Raw genomic sequence first — 18,029 nt, 5'->3', positions numbered from 1 at the left:
GTAGCTCCGGTCTCGTAGGCCGCGGTTTGTGCATTAGCGTGAGGGGTGCCTGAGATGAGTTCAATCAAGCCCGTCAACCAGAAGGCCTGGCTGCTGATCCTGCCGGTCATCATCTGCGTGGCCTTCTCGGCCATCATCCCGCTGATGACGGTGGTGAACTACTCGGTGCAGGACATCATCAGTCCCGACCGGCGCGTGTTCGTGGGCACGGAATGGTTTGCCCAGGTCATGCGCGACGAGGAACTGCACTCGGCCCTGCTGCGCCAGATCGGCTTTTCGCTGGCCGTGCTGCTGGTGGAGATCCCGCTGGGCATCGCGCTGGCGCTTTCCATGCCGGCCCAGGGCTGGAAGGCTTCGGCCGTGCTGGTCGTGGTCTCGCTGTCGCTGCTGATTCCTTGGAACGTGGTCGGCACCATCTGGCAGATCTACGGCCGCGCCGACATCGGACTGCTGGGCGCGGCGCTCAACGCGCTGGGCGTGGACTACAACTACACGGGCAATGCCACCCATGCCTGGCTCACCGTGCTGGTCATGGATGTCTGGCACTGGACGCCGCTGGTGGCCCTGCTGTGCTACGCGGGCCTGCGCTCCATTCCCGACGCCTACTACCAGGCCGCGCGCATCGACGGCGCCAGCAAGTTCGCGGTGTTCCGCTACATCCAGCTGCCCAAGATGCGCGGCGTGCTGATGATTGCCGTGCTGCTGCGCTTCATGGACAGCTTCATGATCTACACCGAACCCTTCGTGCTCACGGGCGGCGGGCCCGGCAATGCGACCACCTTCCTGTCGCAGTACCTCACGCAAAAGGCCGTGGGCCAGTTCGACCTCGGGCCGGCGGCTGCCTTCTCGCTGATCTATTTCCTCATCATCCTGCTGCTGTGCTTCATCCTCTACAACTGGATGCAGCGCGTGGGTACGGCAGACAAAGAAGGAGCCGGCCATGACTGAACGCCGTTTCCACAAGCGCACGCTCTTCCTCGTCGCCTACCTGCTGTTCGCCGTGCTGCCCATCTACTGGATGGTCAACATGAGCTTCAAGACCAACGAGGAGATCCTGTCCAGCTTCTCGCTGTGGCCCCAGCATTTCACCTGGGCCAACTACCAAACCATCTTCACCGACGCCTCCTGGTACTCGGGCTACATCAACAGCCTGATCTACGTGGCCATCAACACCGTGATCTCGCTCACGGTGGCGCTGCCGGCGGCCTATGCGTTCTCGCGCTACCAGTTCCTGGGCGACAAGCATGTGTTCTTCTGGCTGCTGACCAACCGCATGACGCCGCCGGCCGTCTTCCTGCTGCCCTTCTTCCAGCTCTACACCACGGTGGGCCTGATGGACACGCACATCGCCGTGGCCCTGGCGCACCTGCTGTTCAACGTGCCGCTGGCCGTCTGGATCCTGGAAGGCTTCATGAGCGGCATCCCGCGCGAGATCGACGAGACGGCCTATATCGACGGCTACTCCTTCCCGCGCTTTTTCCTCACCATCTTCCTGCCGCTGATCAAGGCCGGCGTGGGCGTGGCGGCCTTCTTCTGCTTCATGTTCAGCTGGGTGGAGCTGCTGCTGGCGCGCACGCTGACCAGCGTGAACGCCAAGCCCATCGTGGCGACCATGACGCGCACCGTCTCGGCCTCGGGCATGGACTGGGCGACGCTGGCTGCGGCCGGCGTGCTGACCATCGTGCCGGGCGCCATCGTGATCTGGTTCGTGCGGCATTACATCGCCAAGGGATTCGCCATGGGGAGAGTGTGAGGCACCCCCTGAGTCGCTTGCGCGCCTTCCCCCTCTCTACCCGCTTCGCGGGGGAGGGGGACGACAGCCTCGCGGCGGGGCGGCCCTTGCTCGCTGTCCCTCGCTTGGGGCCGCGCCAGTTTCGACGGGCAGTGGTTTTTGTTTCTGAAAGGACTCGTCAATGTTTTCCTGGATGGCCTGGACGCTGCCGGTGGCGGTGTTCTTCAGTTGCATCGTGCTGATGCTGGTGGGCATGACGCTGTGGGAGTTGCGCAGCCCGACCGTGATGCGCAAGGGCTGGCTGCCGATGGCGACGACGCGCGGGGACCGGCTGTTCATCGGGCTGCTGCTGGCGGCCTATGTCAATCTGGCCTGGGTGGGCCTGGGCGAGAGGATGGTGCAGTGGTTCTCGCTGGAGGCCGAGCCTTCGGTATGGATCAGCCTGGTGCTGTCCATGCTCGTGCTGGCCGTGGTCATGCGCAAAGGCTGAAATGAAGCACCCCCTGAGTCGCTGCGCGCCTTCCCCCGTGTGCACGGCGCCCTCTCTCGCTTCGCGGGAGGGGCACGACAGCCTCGCTGCGGGGCGGCCCTTGCTCGCTGTCCCTCGCTTGGGACATGCCTGCTCTATTCGCAGCGCCATGAATATTTGAAGCTTTTCTCAACAGCCGGGTCCGAAGCTCCCCCGGGGCCCGCTGGTGCATGTGCATGTCGGGGAGACAGCAAGAATCTAGGAGACGGCAGATGAAACAACGACTTCATACCATCGCCCTCGCGGCGGCCCTGCTGGCGGCGGGGCAGGCGTCCTGGGCCGGAGAGGCGGAAGCCAAGAAGTGGATCGACGCGGAGTTCCAGCCCAGCACGCTGTCCAAGGACCAGCAGATGGCCGAGATGAAGTGGTTCATCGAGGCGGCCAAGAAGCTGCAGGCCAAGGGCGTCAAGGAGATCGCCGTGGTCTCCGAGACCATCACCACGCACGAGTACGAGAGCAAGACGCTGGCCAAGGCCTTCACCGAGATCACGGGCATCACCGTCAAGCACGACCTGATCCAGGAAGGCGACGTGGTCGAGAAGCTGCAGACCTCGATGCAGTCGGGCAAGTCCATCTATGACGGCTGGATCTCCGACTCCGACCTGATCGGCACGCACTACCGCTACGGCCGCATCATGAGCCTGACCGACTACATGGCCGGCGCCGGCAAGGACTTCACCAATCCGGGCCTGGACATCAAGGACTTCATCGGCACCAGCTTCACCACCGCGCCCGACGGCAAGCTCTACCAACTGCCCGACCAGCAGTTCGCCAACCTCTACTGGTTCCGCGCCGACCTGTTCGAGCGCAAGGACCTCAAGGACAAGTTCAAGGCCAAGTACGGCTACGAGCTGGGCGTGCCGCTGAACTGGAGCGCCTACGAGGACATCGCCGAGTTCTTCACCAACGACGTCAAGCAGATCGACGGCAAGCCCATCTACGGCCACATGGACTACGGCAAGAAGGACCCGTCGCTGGGCTGGCGCTTCACCGATGCCTGGCTGTCCATGGCCGGCGCGGCCGACAAGGGCATTCCCAACGGCATGCCCGTCGATGAATGGGGCATCCGCGTGGCCGACGACAAGTGCACGCCCGTGGGCGCCTCGGTCTCGCGCGGCGGCGCCACCAACTCGCCGGCCGCCGTGTTCGCGCTCACCAAGTACGTGGACTGGATGAAGAAATACGCGCCCAAGGAAGCCATGGGCATGACCTTCGGCGAGTCCGGCCCCGTGCCGGCCCAGGGCCATATCGCGCAGCAGATCTTCTGGTACACCGCCTTCACGGCCGACATGACCAAGCCCGGCCTGCCCGTGGTCAATGCCGACGGCACGCCCAAATGGCGCATGGCGCCCGGCCCCAACGGCCCGTACTGGAAGGACGGCATGCAAAACGGCTACCAGGACGTGGGCAGCTGGACCTTCTTCAAGGACCATGACGCCAACCGCACGGCCGCCGCCTGGCTCTACGCGCAGTTCGTCACCGCCAAGACCACCAGCCTCAAGAAGACCATCGTCGGCCTGACGCCCATCCGCGAAAGCGACATCCGCTCCAAGGCCATGACCGACATGGCGCCCAAGCTCGGCGGCCTGGTCGAGTTCTACCGCAGCCCTGCCCGCGTGGCCTGGACGCCCACCGGCAACAACGTGCCCGACTACCCCAAGCTGGCCCAGCTGTGGTGGAAGAACGTGGCCCAGGCCGTCACCGGCGAGAAGACGCCCCAGGGCGCCATGGACAACCTGGCCGAGGAAATGGACCAGGTCATGTCCCGCCTGCAGCGTGCCGGCATGGCGCACTGCGCGCCCAAGCTCAACCCCAAGGGCGATCCGGCCAAGTGGCTCAGCGACAAGCAGGCGCCTTGGAAGAAGCTGGCCAATGAAAAGCCCAAGGGCGAGACGATTGCGTATGACACGCTGCTCAATGCCTGGAAAAACGGAAAAGTTCGGTAAAAGCACCCCCTGAGGCGCTGACGCGCCTTCCCCCTCTCTCGCTTCGCGGGAGGGGGACGACGCCCTCGCCGCGAGGCGGCTCTTGCTCGGCGTCCCTGAGTTGGGCCGCGTCGGCTTTGGGCGCAATACCCTGAGCTGGCACCACAGTCCATCGTTGGGCGTCCTGGGTCGCAAAAAACACGAAACGAAAGATAGCGAAGAAAAAAATACAAAAACGAGCGAAAATAGCGGAAAACCCGATTCCGTCCCCTTCGCATTGGGCGCAGGCGTGGCGTCCCGGGTGCTGACATGGCGGCTACATGGCGCCCTGTTAACTTGCCCCACATTCCTTCGTCGAAGATCCATGTCCCTCGCTGCTTCCCCTCTGCCCACCGGCCGCGCCGCCCTGCTGGAACGCCTGGCCCAGCCTGAAACCTACGATCTGGCCATCATCGGCGGCGGTGCCACCGGCCTGGGCGTGGCCCTGGACGCGGCGGCGCGCGGGTTCAAGGTCGTGCTGGTGGAGTCGCATGACTTCGCCAAGGGCACGTCCTCGCGTGCAACCAAGCTGGTCCATGGTGGCGTGCGTTACCTGGCCCAGGGCAACATCGCCCTGGTGCGCGAAGCCCTGCACGAGCGCACCACGCTGCTGCACAACGCGCCCCACCTGGCGCAGCCGCTGGCCTTCGTCATGCCGTCGTACAAGCTGCTGGACACGCCGTTCTACGGCATCGGCCTCAAGATGTATGACGCGCTGGCCGGCAAGGCAGGCCTGGGCGCCACCGAATTCCTCTCGCGCTCCAGCACCGTCAAGTGCCTGCCCACCGTGCGCCAGCAAGGCCTCAAGGGCGGCGTCAAATACTGGGACGGCCAGTTCGACGATGCCCGCCTGGCGCTGGCGCTGGCACGCACGGCCGCCGCCAAGGGCGCGCTGCTGGTCAACTACTGCCCCGCGCTTGAACTGCTGCATGAAGGCGGCAAGGTCGCCGGCCTGGTCTGCGAAGACACGGAATCGGGCCGGCGCTTCACGCTGCGCGCCAAGTGCGTGGTCAACGCCACCGGCCCCTGGGTGGACCTGTTCCGCCAGCAGGATGCCGAGGCCCAGGGCCGTCCCGTCAAGCCCATGGTCGCGCCCAGCCAGGGCGTGCACGTGGTCGTGGACCGCGACTTCCTGCCCAGCGATCACGCCCTGCTCGTGCCCAAGACGGCCGATGGCCGCGTGCTCTTTGCCGTGCCCTGGCTGGGCAAGGTCATCCTGGGCACCACCGACACCCCGCGCAACGACCTGGCACGCGAGCCCCTGCCGTTCCCCGAGGAGCTGGACTTCATCCTCACCGAGGCCGGACGCTACCTCACGCGCCAGCCCACGCTGGCCGACGTGCGCAGCATGTGGGTCGGCCTGCGCCCGCTGGTCAAGCCCCAGGACGACGACGGCGAGAACACCAAGAAGATCAGCCGCGAGCACACGGTCATGTCCAGCCGCACCGGCCTGGTCACCGTCACGGGCGGCAAATGGACCACCTACCGCGCCATGGCCGAAGACGTGCTCTCCGAGTGCTTTGCCATCGGCCGCCTGCCGCACCGACCCGGTGGCGTCACGGCCCGCCTGCCGCTGGCCGGCGCCCCGGCCGAGGCCGCCGTGCACCACCGCATGAACCAGATCCAGGGCCTGCACTCCTATGGCACGGAAGCCTCGGCGGTGGAGGCGTTGCCGGGCAACGACGAATGGCTGGCAGACGGCCTGAACGAAGCCATGGTGCGCTTTGCCGCGCGCTTCGAATACGCGCGCACCGTGGAAGACGTGCTGGCGCGCCGCAGCCGCCTGCTGTTCCTGGATGCGCGCAAGGCTGCCGAAGTGGCGCCGCGCGTGGCTGCCATCCTCCAGGAGGAGCTGGGACAGGACGCCGGCCTGGCGGACTTCATGGCGCTGGCGGCGCAGTACCTGCCTGCCTGATCCCGTCCATTTCCAGGCAAAACGCCCTGCAACCGCAGGGCGTTTTGCTTTCTGCGGCAGGCACTTGCGCAAAGCATGATTATTAAAAATTATGAATATGTGCGATCGATTGTTTTTATGGATGAGAATGCTGCTCATGGCACCGTGCTCCAGTGCCGGCGAACAGCAGCCAGCACAAGGCTGACGAGGGAGGGGGAACGATGAAGAAAGCGCCTGAAAGTCCGTTTTCCGCATGGCAGGGGCTGTGCCCAAGCCAGTCGCGGTGGCTCCAAGCCGCTGCGCGATCCGTGCCGTCGCAGTCAGCGCGGCCAGTCCGCAGCCAACAATTGCGTTGAGTCTGCCACCCTTTGCCGAGCCCGCGTGGCTCGGCTTTTTTATGGGCGTCTCCGGCGGCATGTGGCGTTCAGGAGGTTGAGGCTGCTCCTGGGTTGGTAGCGCCCTTGTGGGCGCTGCGCAACGCTGCTGGCCAGGGGTGGAAAAAGGCGCTAAGGGTTTGACGCGCAAAGGAATTTCTGGGACAATCCCATGCTTCACGTGAAAATCGTGAAGTTATCTGCCCAGTGGAAGCGCCGAGAAATGGTTTTCGGCGTGGACGACGGGCCCAAGACTGACTGGCTGCTCGCGGCCCTTGAGAAGACTCTGGGGCTGTCGAGTGTTTGCTGGAGCAAGTTGGGAATATTGAAATGATCCAAACAGAATCTCGGTTAGAGGTTGCCGACAACACCGGCGCGAAGTCTGTTCAGTGCATCAAAGTGCTGGGCGGTTCTCATCGTCGCTATGCGAGTGTTGGTGACATCATCAAGGTGACCATCAAGGAAGCTGCACCGCGTGGACGCGTCAAAAAAGGCGAGGTCTACAGCGCGGTCGTGGTGCGTACGGCGAAGGGTATTCGCCGTGCCGATGGCTCGCTCGTCAAGTTCGACGGCAATGCCGCCGTGCTGCTGAACGCCAAGCTGGAGCCTATCGGCACCCGCATCTTTGGCCCCGTGACTCGTGAACTGCGCAACGAAAAGTTCATGAAGATCGTGTCCCTGGCACCTGAAGTTCTCTAAAGGAAGCACCATGAACAAGATTCGCAAGGGCGACCAAATCATCGTGCTGACCGGCCGTGACAAGGGCAAGCAAGGCGTGGTCTCGGCTCGCAAGGACGACTCCCACCTGTTGATCGATGGCATCAACATGGTGAAGAAGCACGTCAAGCCGAACCCCATGAAGGGCACCACTGGCGGTATCGTGGAAAAGGCCATGCCTATCCACCAATCCAACGTGGCCATCTTCAATGCAGCGACCGGCAAGGCTGATCGCGTGGGCATCAAGGTGCAGGCCGACGGCACACGCGTTCGCGTGTTCAAGTCCAGCGGCGCCGAAATCAAGGCGGCCTAAGGGGTAACACATGGCACGACTGCAAAAACTGTATCGCGAAAAGATCGCGGCTGAACTCAAGGAAAAGTTCGGCTACACCTCCTCCATGGAAGTGCCCCGTCTGACCAAGATCACCCTGAACATGGGTGTGAGCGAAGCCGTGGCCGACAAGAAGGTGATGGACAACGCCGTGGCTGACCTGACCAAGATTGCCGGTCAGAAGCCCGTGGTGACCAAGGCCAAGAAGGCTATCGCCGGCTTCAAGATCCGTGAAGGCCAGGCCATTGGCTGCATGGTGACCCTGCGTGGCGTTCAGATGTATGAATTCCTGGACCGTTTCGTCACCGTGGCTCTGCCCCGCGTGCGTGACTTCCGTGGTATCTCCGGCCGTTCTTTCGACGGTCGCGGCAACTACAACGTCGGCGTCAAGGAACAGATCATCTTCCCCGAAATCGAGTACGACAAGGTGGACGCTCTGCGTGGTCTGAACATCAGCATCACGACGACAGCTCGGACCGACGATGAGTGCAAGGCACTGCTCGCCGCTTTCCGTTTCCCCTTCAAGAACTGAGGTGGCGCATGGCTAAAGTTGCATTGATCCAGCGCGAACTCAAGCGCGAAAAGCTGGCAGCCAAGTACGCTGCCAAATACGCAGAACTGAAGGCAATCGCCGCTGACGCAAAGCGCAGCGACGAAGAGCGCGACGCCGCTCGCCTGGGCCTGCAGAAGCTGCCCCGTAACGCGAACCCCACTCGTCAGCGCAACCGCTGCGAGATCACGGGTCGTCCCCGTGGCACCTTCCGTCAATTCGGTCTGGGCCGCGCCAAGATCCGTGAACTGGCCTTCGCTGGCGACATCCCCGGTGTCACCAAGGCCAGCTGGTAAGCAAGCAGGAGAGATTAAACATGAGCATGAGTGATCCCATCGCTGACTTGCTGACCCGCATCCGCAATGCACAAATGGTCTCCAAGACCACCGTGACGGCTCCTTCCTCCAAGGTCAAGGTTGCCATCGCCCAGGTGCTGAAGGATGAAGGCTATATCGACGGCTTCCAAGTGAAGACCGACGCTGGCAAGTCCGAACTCGAAATTACCCTGAAGTACTACGCCGGCCGTCCGGTGATCGAGCGCATCGAGCGCGTGAGCCGTCCCGGCCTGCGCGTGTACAAGGGCCGTGACGCAATCCCCCAGGTCATGAACGGCATGGGCGTTGCCATCGTCACCACTCCCAAGGGCGTGATGACGGATCGCAAGGCGCGCGCCACTGGCGTGGGCGGCGAAGTGCTGTGCTACGTGGCCTAACGGACATTAAGGAGAAATACTGAAATGTCTCGCGTAGCAAAGACTCCCGTGGCCATCCCCGCAGGCGTGGATGTGTCCATCAAAGACGACCAGATCAATGTGAAGGGCACCGGCGGCACGCTGTCGCAAGCCCAGAACGTTCTGGTGAAGATCTCCAACAACGAAGGCAAGCTGTCTTTCGAGCCCGTCAATGACTCGCGCGAAGCCAACGCCATGAGCGGCACCATGCGTCAGCTGGTGAACAACATGGTGGTGGGCGTGAGCAAGGGCTTCGAGAAGAAGCTGTCGCTGGTTGGCGTGGGTTTCAAGGCTTCGGCCTCGGGCTCCAAGCTGAACCTCGCGATCGGCTTTTCGCACCCGGTGAACTTCGAAATGCCGGCCGGCATCACTGTCACCACCCCCACACCGACCGAAATCTTGGTCAAGGGTGCTGACCGCCAGGCCGTTGGCCAAATGGCTGCTGAGATCCGTGCCGTTCGTCCTCCCGAGCCCTACAAGGGCAAGGGCATCCGTTACTCGGATGAGAAGGTCGTGATCAAAGAGACCAAGAAGAAGTAAGGAGCTGCATTATGTTGACCAAGAAAGAGCAGCGTCTCCGTCGTGCCCGCCAGACCCGCATCCGCATTGCACAGCAAGGCGTGGCACGTCTGAGCGTGAACCGTACGAACCTCCACATCTACGCAAGCGTGGTGTCGGAAGACGGCACCAAGGTGCTGGCTTCGGCCTCCACCGCCGAAGCCGAAGTGCGCACCCAACTGGGCGCCATCGGCAAGGGTGGCAACGTGGCTGCCGCTACGCTGATTGGCAAGCGCATTGCCGAGAAGGCCAAGGCTGCCGGCGTGGAGAAAGTGGCTTTCGATCGCGCTGGTTTCGCATACCACGGCCGCGTGAAGGCTTTGGCAGAAGCCGCTCGTGAAGCCGGCCTGCAGTTCTAAGCGGAGCGGATAGAAATGGCAAAGTTTTCTCCCAAGGTGCAAGACGAAGGTCGTGACGACGGTCTGCGCGAAAAAATGATCGCGGTGAACCGCGTCACCAAGGTTGTGAAGGGCGGTCGTATCCTCGGCTTCGCTGCACTGACCGTGGTTGGCGATGGTGATGGCCGCGTTGGCATGGGCAAGGGCAAGTCCAAGGAAGTGCCTGCAGCCGTGCAAAAGGCGATGGAAGAATCCCGTCGCAACATGATCAAGGTGTCCCTGAAGCACGGCACGATCCATCACACCGTGATGGGTCAGCATGGCGCAGCATCCGTGATGCTGAACCCCGCTCCCAAGGGTACCGGCATCATCGCCGGCGGCCCGATGCGCGCCGTCTTCGAAGTGCTGGGCATCACCGACATCGTGGCCAAGAGCCATGGTTCGTCGAATCCCTACAACATGGTCCGCGCGACTTTTGACGCTCTGAAGAACTCCACGACCCCTTCGGAAGTGGCAGCCAAGCGCGGCAAGTCGGTTGAAGACATCTTCACCGCCTGATCGGAGTCAATCACATGACAACGCAACAAACCGTGAAGGTGCAACTGGTGCGCAGCCCCATTGGCACCAAGGAATCGCACCGCGCCACTGTCCGTGGCCTGGGCCTGCGCAAGCTGAACAGCATCAGCGAACTGCAGGACACGCCTGCCGTGCGCGGCATGATCAACAAGATCAGCTACCTGGTCAAAGTTCTCTGAAAGGATTGATGATGGAACTCAATAGCATCAAGCCTGCAGAGGGCTCCAAGCACGCCAAGCGCCGTGTCGGTCGCGGCATCGGCTCCGGCCTGGGCAAGACTGCCGGCCGTGGTCACAAGGGTCAGAAGTCGCGTTCGGGTGGCTACCACAAGGTGGGCTTCGAAGGCGGTCAAATGCCTCTGCAGCGCCGTCTGCCCAAGCGTGGCTTCAAGTCGCATCTGCTGAAGTTCAATGCAGAAGTGACCCTGTCCGCTCTGGAACAGCTGGGCCTGGCCGAAGTCGATCTGGCAGCTCTGAAGCAAGCCGGTCTGGTTGGTGAAATCGCAAAGGTGGTCAAGATCATCAAGAGCGGTGAAATCAGCAAGGCTGTCAAGCTCAACGGCATCGGCGCTACCGCCGGCGCCAAGGCTGCCATCGAAGCTGCCGGCGGCAGCATCGCCTGATTAATGATCTGAAAGAAGACATCCGTGGCTACTAGCGCAGCTCAAATTGCAAAAACCGGAAAATTCGGCGATCTTCGCCGCCGTCTGGTTTTTCTGTTGCTCGCGCTGGTCGTTTACCGCATCGGGGCGCATATCCCCGTGCCGGGCATCGATCCAGCGCAGCTGCAGCAGCTGTTCAATGGCCAGCAGGGCGGCATTCTCAATCTGTTCAACATGTTCTCGGGTGGGGCGCTCTCGCGCTTCACGGTGTTCGCACTGGGGATCATGCCGTACATCTCGGCATCGATCATCATGCAGCTCATGACCTACGTGGTCCCTACATTCGAGCAGCTGAAAAAAGAAGGTGAATCGGGTCGTCGCAAGATCACCCAGTACACCCGCTACGGCACGTTGGGCCTGGCGATTTTTCAGTCCCTGGGAATTGCCGTGGCTCTGGAAAGCTCCGCAGGTCTGGTTCTGAGCCCTGGCTTCGGCTTCCGCCTCACGGCGGTGGTCAGCCTGACGGCCGGCACCATGTTCCTGATGTGGCTCGGTGAACAGATCACTGAACGTGGTCTGGGCAACGGCATCTCGATCCTCATCTTTGGAGGTATCGCCGCAGGTCTGCCGAGCTCCATCGGTGGTCTGCTGGAGCTGGTGCGCACCGGTGCCATGAGCATCCTGGCCGCGATCTTCATCGTTCTCGTGGTGGCAGCCGTGACGTACTTCGTCGTGTTTGTCGAGCGGGGACAGCGCAAGATCCTGGTGAACTATGCGCGTCGTCAGGTGGGTAACAAGGTGTATGGTGGTCAGTCTTCGCACTTGCCGCTGAAGCTGAACATGGCGGGGGTCATTCCTCCCATCTTCGCTTCCTCGATCATCTTGCTGCCGGCGACCGTTGTGAACTGGTTCAGTGCAGGGGAATCCATGCGCTGGCTGAAGGACATTGCTAGCACGCTGACCCCCGGTCAGCCGATCTATGTGATGCTCTACGCCACCGCCATCATCTTCTTCTGCTTCTTCTACACGGCCCTGGTGTTCAACAGCCGGGAAACCGCCGACAACCTGAAGAAGAGTGGTGCCTTCATCCCCGGGATCCGTCCCGGTGACCAGACGGCCCGCTACATTGACAAGATCCTGGTTCGCCTGACCCTGGCTGGCGCGGTGTACATCACATTCGTGTGCTTGTTGCCCGAGTTCCTGATCCTGAAGTACAACGTTCCGTTCTACTTCGGTGGTACATCACTGCTGATTATTGTGGTGGTGACCATGGACTTCATGGCCCAGGTGCAGAACTACATGATGTCGCAACAGTACGAATCGCTCCTCAAAAAGGCGAACTTCAAAGCGACACTTGGCAATTGAACTAAGTGATGGGCCTGGCCGGCGGTGCCGGCGGGTCCAGTAAGAGTTAGTAGACGCCCATTCGATCTATCCATCGCGGGCATGTTTCCCGGTCGATAGGCCGTAACGGATGTAGAGTTTTAGGAGAATGAAATGAGAGTTTCGGCTTCGGTCAAAAAAATCTGCCGTAACTGCAAGATCATCCGCCGCAAAGGTGTGGTGCGAGTGATCTGCACGGACCAGCGCCACAAGCAGCGCCAGGGTTGATAGGAAAGTTTGAGGACGAATAATGGCACGTATCGCTGGCATTAACATCCCGCCGCATCAGCACGCTGAAATCGGCCTGACCGCTATCTATGGGATCGGTCGCACCACTGCACGCAAGATCTGCGAAGCCGCTGGCATCGCATATTCCAAGAAAATCAAGGAACTGACTGACGGTGATCTGGAAAAGATCCGTGATCAGCTGACTTCCCTGACCCTGGAAGGTGATCTGCGTCGCGAAACAACGATGAACATCAAGCGTTTGATGGACATCGGTTGCTATCGCGGTTTCCGTCATCGTCGTGGCCTGCCCATGCGTGGTCAGCGTACCCGCACGAATGCACGTACCCGCAAGGGTCCGCGCAAGGGTGCCGCGGCTTTGAAGAAATAAAGAGATTGAAAGATCACTATGGCTAAGTCTCCCGCAAACAACGCTGCACAGCGCGTTCGCAAGAAAGTCCGTAAGAACATTTCGGACGGCATTGCCCACGTGCACGCTTCGTTCAACAACACGATCATCACCATCACCGACCGCCAGGGCAACGCTCTGTCGTGGGCCTCGTCGGGTGGCCAGGGCTTCAAGGGTTCGCGCAAGTCGACTCCCTTCGCTGCCCAGGTGGCTTCGGAAGTGGCTGGTCGTGCTGCCATCGAACAGGGCATCAAGAACCTGGACGTCGAAATCAAGGGTCCCGGTCCCGGCCGTGAATCCTCGGTTCGCGCCCTGGGCGCCCTGGGCATCCGCATCACTTCCATCGCGGACGTGACGCCGGTTCCCCACAACGGCTGCCGCCCTCAAAAGCGCCGTCGTATCTAAGCTTTTTCACCAAGCCCACCGCCGCCCAGATGTGTAACATCGCGGGCGGCTCCCGTGCTTGTGCACGGCAGATGACACAAAGGAAATCAAGTGGCACGCTATATCGGCCCCAAGGCCAAACTCTCCCGCCGTGAAGGCACTGACCTGTTCCTGAAGAGCGCACGTCGCTCGATCGCCGACAAGTCCAAGTTCGACACCAAGCCCGGCCAGCACGGCCGCACTTCCGGTCAGCGTACTTCCGACTTCGGCCTGCAGCTGCGTGAAAAGCAGAAGGTCAAGCGCATGTACGGCGTGCTGGAAAAGCAATTCCGCCGCTACTTCGAAGCCGCCGACAAGAAGAAGGGCAACACCGGTGCCAATCTGCTGTCGCTGCTGGAGTCGCGTCTGGACAACGTGGTGTACCGCATGGGCTTCGGCTCGACCCGCTCGGAAGCGCGTCAGCTGGTGTCGCACAAGGCCATCACGGTCAACGGCCAATCCGTCAACATCCCTTCCTACATGGTGAAGGTGGGTGACGTGGTCGCCGTGCGTGAAAAGTCCAAGAAGCAGGCTCGTATCGTCGAAGCCCTGCAACTGGCTGGTCAAGTCGGTTTCCCCGCATGGGTGGAAGTGTCTGCCGACAAGGCTGAAGGCACGTTCAAGAAGTCGCCTGACCGCGACGAGTTCGGTGCAGACATCAACGAATCCCTGATCGTTGAGTTGTACTCGCGTTAATTCCGCGCAGCGACATTTCTGTAAAACCGTCCCCCAGCCGCGAGGCATCGCGCTGGGGTGCTTCACCAGCCTTACCGGTGTAACGAGCCGGGGGTATTGAGAGGAAGTCTGCATGCAAACCAATTTGCTGAAGCCCAAGACGATCAATGTCGAGCAGCTTGGCCACAATCGCGCCAAAGTTGTTCTGGAGCCGTTTGAGCGTGGCTACGGCCATACGCTGGGCAATGCCCTGCGCCGTGTCCTGCTCTCGTCCATGGTGGGTTACGCAGCGACGGAAGTGACGATTGCTGGTGTGCTGCACGAGTACTCGTCCATCGACGGTGTCCAGGAAGATGTGGTCAACATCCTGCTGAACCTCAAGGGTGTGGTGTTCAAGCTGCACAACCGCGATGAGGTCACGCTCTCCCTGCGCAAGGATGGCGAAGGCGTCGTGACGGCGCGCGACATCCAGACGCCCCACGACGTGGAAATCATCAACCCTGATCATGTCATCGCCAACCTGTCGCAAGGCGGCAAGCTGGACATGCAGATCAAGGTGGAGAAGGGCCGCGGCTATGTGCCCGGCAACGTGCGCCGCTATGGCGACGAGTCCACGAAGTCGATCGGCCGCATTGTGCTGGACGCTTCGTTCTCGCCCGTCAAGCGCGTGAGCTACGCCGTCGAATCGGCCCGCGTTGAACAACGCACCGACCTCGACAAGCTGGTGGTGGAGATCGAAACCAATGGTGCGATCACTGCCGAGGACGCCGTGCGCGCCTCCGCCAAGATCCTGGTAGAACAGCTTGCCGTGTTCGCTCAGCTGGACGGCGGCGATATCGCCAGCGTCTTCGATGCTCCGGCCGGTGGCCGTGGTGCCGCAACCGCCTTTGATCCCATCTTGCTGCGTCCCGTGGACGAGCTGGAACTCACCGTGCGTTCGGCCAACTGCCTCAAGGCAGAGAACATCTACTACATCGGCGACCTGATCCAGCGTACCGAAAACGAGCTGCTCAAGACCCCCAACCTGGGTCGCAAGTCGCTCAACGAGATCAAGGAAGTCCTGGCTTCCCGCGGTCTGACGCTGGGCATGAAGCTCGAGAACTGGCCGCCTGCCGGCCTGGAAAAGCGCTAAGCGCTATAATTGCGGGCTCTCCTTTTTGGAGAGCCTCAGTGCCTCGGGCAGTACCTGATACGGCTGCCCGAATTAATCAACAACTTGCGCAAATTCGGTTGAGGCAAGCTGCAGATCCGGTAACGGGTCCGGGCTTGCATCCTTGTTTGCGCAAGCCCTAATTACATATTTTAGGAATAAAGCACCATGCGTCACGGTCACGGCCTCCGCAAACTCAATCGCACCTCTTCGCACCGCCTGGCGATGCTGAAGAACATGATGAATTCGCTCATCGAGCACGAAGCCATCAAGACCACCGTTCCCAAGGCCAAGGAACTGCGCCGCGTGATCGAGCCCATGATCACCCTGGCCAAGGTCGACACCGTTGCCAACCGCCGTCTGGCATTCGACCGCCTGCGCGACCGCGACAGCGTGACCAAGCTCTTCAACGAGCTGGGCCCCCGCTTCGCCAAGCGTCCTGGTGGCTACACCCGTATCCTGAAGATGGGCTTCCGCGTGGGCGACAACGCCCCCATGGCCTTCGTGGAACTGGTCGAGCGCGCTGAAGAAGGCGCCGCCGAAGCCAAGGCAGCTGAATAATCTGCTATAATTTTGGAATACCGCGCGATGGAGCAGTCTGGTAGCTCGTTGGGCTCATAACCCAAAGGTCGGAGGTTCAAATCCTTCTCGCGCAACCAAATTGAAAAGGGCTACGACAGTGTCGTAGCCCTTTTTTCATGCCCTCGCGCCAGGGCAAAGGCCAGGCTGACAGCCCGGCATCAGCCGCCCAGCTGGTTGCCGATGCGCTGGCCCAGCCGCAGGCGCACGCGGTGGGCGATTTCCTGGGCGACCTCGGGGCTGAGCACTTCGCTGATGTGCAGCAGCTCGGTGTAGTGCATGCACAGAAGGCCTCGCAGGGTCTTGAATGCGGCATCGTGCTCGGCGCCGCAGACGCTGGCGTCATTGGCCAGCACGCGCTCCACCACGCCGGCCTGCAGCAGCGGGATCTTGCAGATGACGGCGTGGCGGGCGATCTCCAGGTCGATTTCCTGGAGCCGGCATTCCCATTCCTCGGGCAAGAATCGGTTGGCTGGCATGTCGGCTTTTCTCCTTTTTTCACTGCATGGGTACACCGGGGCGAAAGACACCCGGTCCGGGGATGCTGTCATGTGGGTGGGGCTCGGTGGCCTGGGTTGCCAGGTTTACTGGCGCGGCCTTGATGCCTGTCAAACTTCGGTGGCGCAGGCGCCCGCCGGAAGCCGGGCTCATGCTGCACTGCATCATGATGTCAGTCATGCGGCGCGGCCGCCAGTGCCCGTGCAGGCTGGTGGGCTTTTGCTCCCGGCAGGCCATGCTCTCTCGGCGCCGCTCCGGCAACGCAAAGGATCCACATGCTCGAGAAGATCGCCTCGCTGTTCCGCTATTTCAAGGCGGCCGTGCCGTTCCGGCTGGTGCCGGCACTGATCGCCACCGCCGTGCTGTTCGGCCTGCTGCTGGTGCCCGTGCCCGAGGGGCTGACGCCCAAGGGCTGGCAGCTGGTCGCCATTTTCCTGACCACCATCGTGGCCATCATCCTCAAGGTCATGCCCATTGGCGTGATGGCCTTGATGGCCATCGTCATCGTCTCGCTGTCCCAGGTCACCTCCGGCTCGTCCAAGGGTGCCATCACCGATGCGCTGAGCAGCTTTTCCAGCCCGCTGATCTGGCTGATCGTGGTGGCCATCCTGATCTCGCGCGGCCTCAAGAAGACGGGGCTGGGCAGCCGCATCGGCCTGATGTTCATCGCCCTGCTGGGCAAGCGCACCATCGGCATCGGCTACGGCCTGGCGATCTGCGAGCTGGTGCTGGCACCGTTCACCCCCAGCAACACGGCGCGCGGCGGCGGCATCGTGCACCCGATCATGAAATCCATCGCCAATGCCTTCGAGTCGGACCCGGCCAGGGGCACGCAGGGCAAGGTGGGCACCTACCTGGCCCTGGTCAACTACCACGCCAACCCCATCACCTCGGCCATGTTCCTGACCGCCACCGCGCCCAACCCGCTGGTGGTGGATTTCGTGGCCAAGGCCACGGGCCAGGCCCTGCACCTGAGCTGGACCACCTGGGCGCTGTACATGCTGCTGCCGGGCCTGCTGTGCCTGCTGCTGATGCCGCTGGTGATCTATCTGCTGTCGCCGCCCGAGCTCAAGGCCACCCCCAACGCCGTGGAATATGCACGCAGCGAGATGGCGCGCATGGGGCCGCTGTCGGGCAAGGAGCGCGTGATGCTGGGCACCTTCGGCCTGATGCTGCTGCTGTGGGCCAACGTGCCGCAGATGCTGTTCGGCCCGGCCTTCGTGCTGGACCCGACCGTGGTGGCCTTCCTGGGCCTGTTCGTGCTGATCATCACCGGCACCATCGACTGGGATGATGTGCTGTCCGAGAAGAGCGCCTGGGACACCCTGGTCTGGTTCGGCGCCCTGGTCATGCTGGCCGAGCAGCTCAACAAGCTCGGCGTGGTGTCCTGGTTTGCCGTGGGAATGAAGAACGCCATCGTCGCCAGCGGCCTGGACTGGCTGTCGGTGGCGGCCATCCTGGTGGGCGTGTTCGTGTTCTCGCACTACCTGTTCGCCAGCACCACGGCCCACATCAGCGCGATGATGCTGGCCTTCCTGACCGTGGGCGCGCAGCTGATTCCGGCCGACTATGTCGTGCCCTTCATGCTGATGATGACGGCCGGCTCGGCCATCATGATGACGCTGACCCACTACGCCACCGGCACCTCGCCCATCATCTTCGGCAGCGGCTATGTCACGCTGGGCAACTGGTGGCGCGTGGGTGCGGCCATGTGCGTGATCGAGCTGCTGATCTTTGCCGTGGTCGGCAGTGCCTGGTGGAAGCTGCTGGGCCTGTGGTGAGGGCGTGCGCCC

Annotated in this window: 24 protein-coding genes and 1 tRNA gene; 24 read left to right on the top strand and 1 reads right to left on the bottom strand. The window is 62.0% G+C overall.

The window, feature by feature from the left end; all coding sequences use genetic code 11:
* Positions 1–54: 54 nt before the first annotated feature.
* From ACFPFG_RS15940 to ACFPFG_RS15830, 23 genes are all read left to right on the top strand, one after another.
* Positions 55–948: a carbohydrate ABC transporter permease gene (locus ACFPFG_RS15940; protein ID WP_183017333.1), complete on the top strand. Its 894-nt coding sequence runs from the start codon at positions 55–57 to the stop codon at positions 946–948.
* Entirely contained in the window at positions 941–1,753 is an 813-nt protein-coding gene (locus ACFPFG_RS15935) for a carbohydrate ABC transporter permease (protein ID WP_183017334.1), read from the top strand. Before ACFPFG_RS15940 ends, ACFPFG_RS15935 begins: the two co-directional genes overlap by 8 nt.
* 160 nt (positions 1,754–1,913) lie before the next feature.
* A complete protein-coding gene (locus tag ACFPFG_RS15930) occupies positions 1,914–2,222 on the top strand; it encodes a DUF2160 domain-containing protein (protein ID WP_043820414.1) in 309 nt (102 codons plus the stop codon).
* 251 nt (positions 2,223–2,473) lie between these two features.
* Positions 2,474–4,207 carry an ABC transporter substrate-binding protein gene (locus ACFPFG_RS15925; protein ID WP_012202962.1) on the top strand — a complete coding sequence of 578 codons (1,734 nt, stop codon included), beginning with the start codon at positions 2,474–2,476 and terminating at the stop codon, positions 4,205–4,207.
* A 343-nt stretch (positions 4,208–4,550) separates the two neighbouring features.
* Positions 4,551–6,140 (top strand): glycerol-3-phosphate dehydrogenase/oxidase, encoded by a 1,590-nt coding sequence (locus ACFPFG_RS15920; protein ID WP_183017335.1) that lies wholly within the window; start codon positions 4,551–4,553, stop codon positions 6,138–6,140.
* 683 nt (positions 6,141–6,823) lie between these two features.
* The gene (gene rplN, locus ACFPFG_RS15915; RefSeq protein ID WP_012202964.1) at positions 6,824–7,192 is read left to right on the top strand and encodes a 50S ribosomal protein L14; all 369 of its coding nucleotides are present in this window, start codon (positions 6,824–6,826) and stop codon (positions 7,190–7,192) included.
* Between the two features lie 10 nt (positions 7,193–7,202).
* On the top strand, positions 7,203–7,523 hold the full coding sequence (rplX, locus tag ACFPFG_RS15910) for a 50S ribosomal protein L24 (protein ID WP_012202965.1): 321 nt from the start codon (positions 7,203–7,205) through the stop codon (positions 7,521–7,523).
* Between the two features lie 10 nt (positions 7,524–7,533).
* Positions 7,534–8,073, top strand: a complete 540-nt coding sequence (gene rplE / locus ACFPFG_RS15905) for a 50S ribosomal protein L5 (protein ID WP_012202966.1) — start codon at positions 7,534–7,536, stop codon at positions 8,071–8,073.
* 8 nt (positions 8,074–8,081) lie between these two features.
* Complete coding sequence (gene rpsN / locus ACFPFG_RS15900; protein ID WP_012202967.1) at positions 8,082–8,387, top strand: 30S ribosomal protein S14; 306 nt, start codon at positions 8,082–8,084, stop codon at positions 8,385–8,387.
* 20 nt (positions 8,388–8,407) lie between these two features.
* A complete protein-coding gene (gene rpsH, locus ACFPFG_RS15895; protein ID WP_012202968.1) occupies positions 8,408–8,803 on the top strand; it encodes a 30S ribosomal protein S8 in 396 nt (131 codons plus the stop codon).
* A gap of 24 nt (positions 8,804–8,827) precedes the next feature.
* Positions 8,828–9,361, top strand: coding sequence for a 50S ribosomal protein L6 (gene rplF, locus ACFPFG_RS15890; RefSeq protein WP_013804444.1), 534 nt, complete (start codon positions 8,828–8,830; stop codon positions 9,359–9,361).
* A gap of 11 nt (positions 9,362–9,372) precedes the next feature.
* Positions 9,373–9,738: a 50S ribosomal protein L18 gene (gene rplR / locus ACFPFG_RS15885; RefSeq protein ID WP_012202970.1), complete on the top strand. Its 366-nt coding sequence runs from the start codon at positions 9,373–9,375 to the stop codon at positions 9,736–9,738.
* Between the two features lie 15 nt (positions 9,739–9,753).
* Positions 9,754–10,275 (top strand): 30S ribosomal protein S5, encoded by a 522-nt coding sequence (gene rpsE / locus ACFPFG_RS15880; protein ID WP_183017336.1) that lies wholly within the window; start codon positions 9,754–9,756, stop codon positions 10,273–10,275.
* A 14-nt stretch (positions 10,276–10,289) separates the two neighbouring features.
* Positions 10,290–10,472, top strand: a complete 183-nt coding sequence (gene rpmD, locus ACFPFG_RS15875) for a 50S ribosomal protein L30 (protein ID WP_012202972.1) — start codon at positions 10,290–10,292, stop codon at positions 10,470–10,472.
* An 11-nt stretch (positions 10,473–10,483) separates the two neighbouring features.
* Positions 10,484–10,915 carry a 50S ribosomal protein L15 gene (gene rplO, locus ACFPFG_RS15870; protein WP_012202973.1) on the top strand — a complete coding sequence of 144 codons (432 nt, stop codon included), beginning with the start codon at positions 10,484–10,486 and terminating at the stop codon, positions 10,913–10,915.
* 24 nt (positions 10,916–10,939) lie between these two features.
* A complete protein-coding gene (secY, locus tag ACFPFG_RS15865; RefSeq protein WP_012202974.1) occupies positions 10,940–12,259 on the top strand; it encodes a preprotein translocase subunit SecY in 1,320 nt (439 codons plus the stop codon).
* 132 nt (positions 12,260–12,391) lie between these two features.
* Positions 12,392–12,505, top strand: a complete 114-nt coding sequence (rpmJ, locus tag ACFPFG_RS15860) for a 50S ribosomal protein L36 (RefSeq protein ID WP_003050535.1) — start codon at positions 12,392–12,394, stop codon at positions 12,503–12,505.
* A 22-nt stretch (positions 12,506–12,527) separates the two neighbouring features.
* Positions 12,528–12,893 (top strand): 30S ribosomal protein S13, encoded by a 366-nt coding sequence (rpsM, locus tag ACFPFG_RS15855; protein WP_012202975.1) that lies wholly within the window; start codon positions 12,528–12,530, stop codon positions 12,891–12,893.
* 18 nt (positions 12,894–12,911) lie between these two features.
* Positions 12,912–13,316 carry a 30S ribosomal protein S11 gene (rpsK, locus tag ACFPFG_RS15850; RefSeq protein ID WP_012202976.1) on the top strand — a complete coding sequence of 135 codons (405 nt, stop codon included), beginning with the start codon at positions 12,912–12,914 and terminating at the stop codon, positions 13,314–13,316.
* Positions 13,317–13,406: 90 nt separating this feature from the next.
* Entirely contained in the window at positions 13,407–14,030 is a 624-nt protein-coding gene (gene rpsD / locus ACFPFG_RS15845) for a 30S ribosomal protein S4 (protein ID WP_012202977.1), read from the top strand.
* Positions 14,031–14,142: 112 nt separating this feature from the next.
* The gene (locus tag ACFPFG_RS15840) at positions 14,143–15,141 is read left to right on the top strand and encodes a DNA-directed RNA polymerase subunit alpha (protein ID WP_012202978.1); all 999 of its coding nucleotides are present in this window, start codon (positions 14,143–14,145) and stop codon (positions 15,139–15,141) included.
* A gap of 186 nt (positions 15,142–15,327) precedes the next feature.
* Positions 15,328–15,720 (top strand): 50S ribosomal protein L17, encoded by a 393-nt coding sequence (gene rplQ, locus ACFPFG_RS15835; protein ID WP_012202979.1) that lies wholly within the window; start codon positions 15,328–15,330, stop codon positions 15,718–15,720.
* Positions 15,721–15,741: 21 nt separating this feature from the next.
* Positions 15,742–15,818: transfer RNA gene (locus ACFPFG_RS15830), tRNA-Met, on the top strand.
* 81 nt (positions 15,819–15,899) lie between these two features.
* Here the strand turns inward: ACFPFG_RS15830 and ACFPFG_RS15825 are convergent.
* Positions 15,900–16,217, bottom strand: a complete 318-nt coding sequence (locus ACFPFG_RS15825; protein WP_183017351.1) for a hypothetical protein — start codon at positions 16,215–16,217, stop codon at positions 15,900–15,902.
* 294 nt (positions 16,218–16,511) lie between these two features.
* Between ACFPFG_RS15825 and ACFPFG_RS15820 the strand changes: the two genes are divergently transcribed.
* On the top strand, positions 16,512–18,017 hold the full coding sequence (locus ACFPFG_RS15820) for a DASS family sodium-coupled anion symporter (RefSeq protein WP_380107362.1): 1,506 nt from the start codon (positions 16,512–16,514) through the stop codon (positions 18,015–18,017).
* Positions 18,018–18,029 lie beyond the last annotated feature (12 nt).

The organism is Delftia deserti (assembly GCF_042653485.1).
Taxonomy (GTDB): Bacteria; Pseudomonadota; Gammaproteobacteria; order Burkholderiales; family Burkholderiaceae_C; genus Comamonas; species Comamonas acidovorans.
This window is presented reverse-complemented; position numbering and strand designations above follow the sequence as displayed.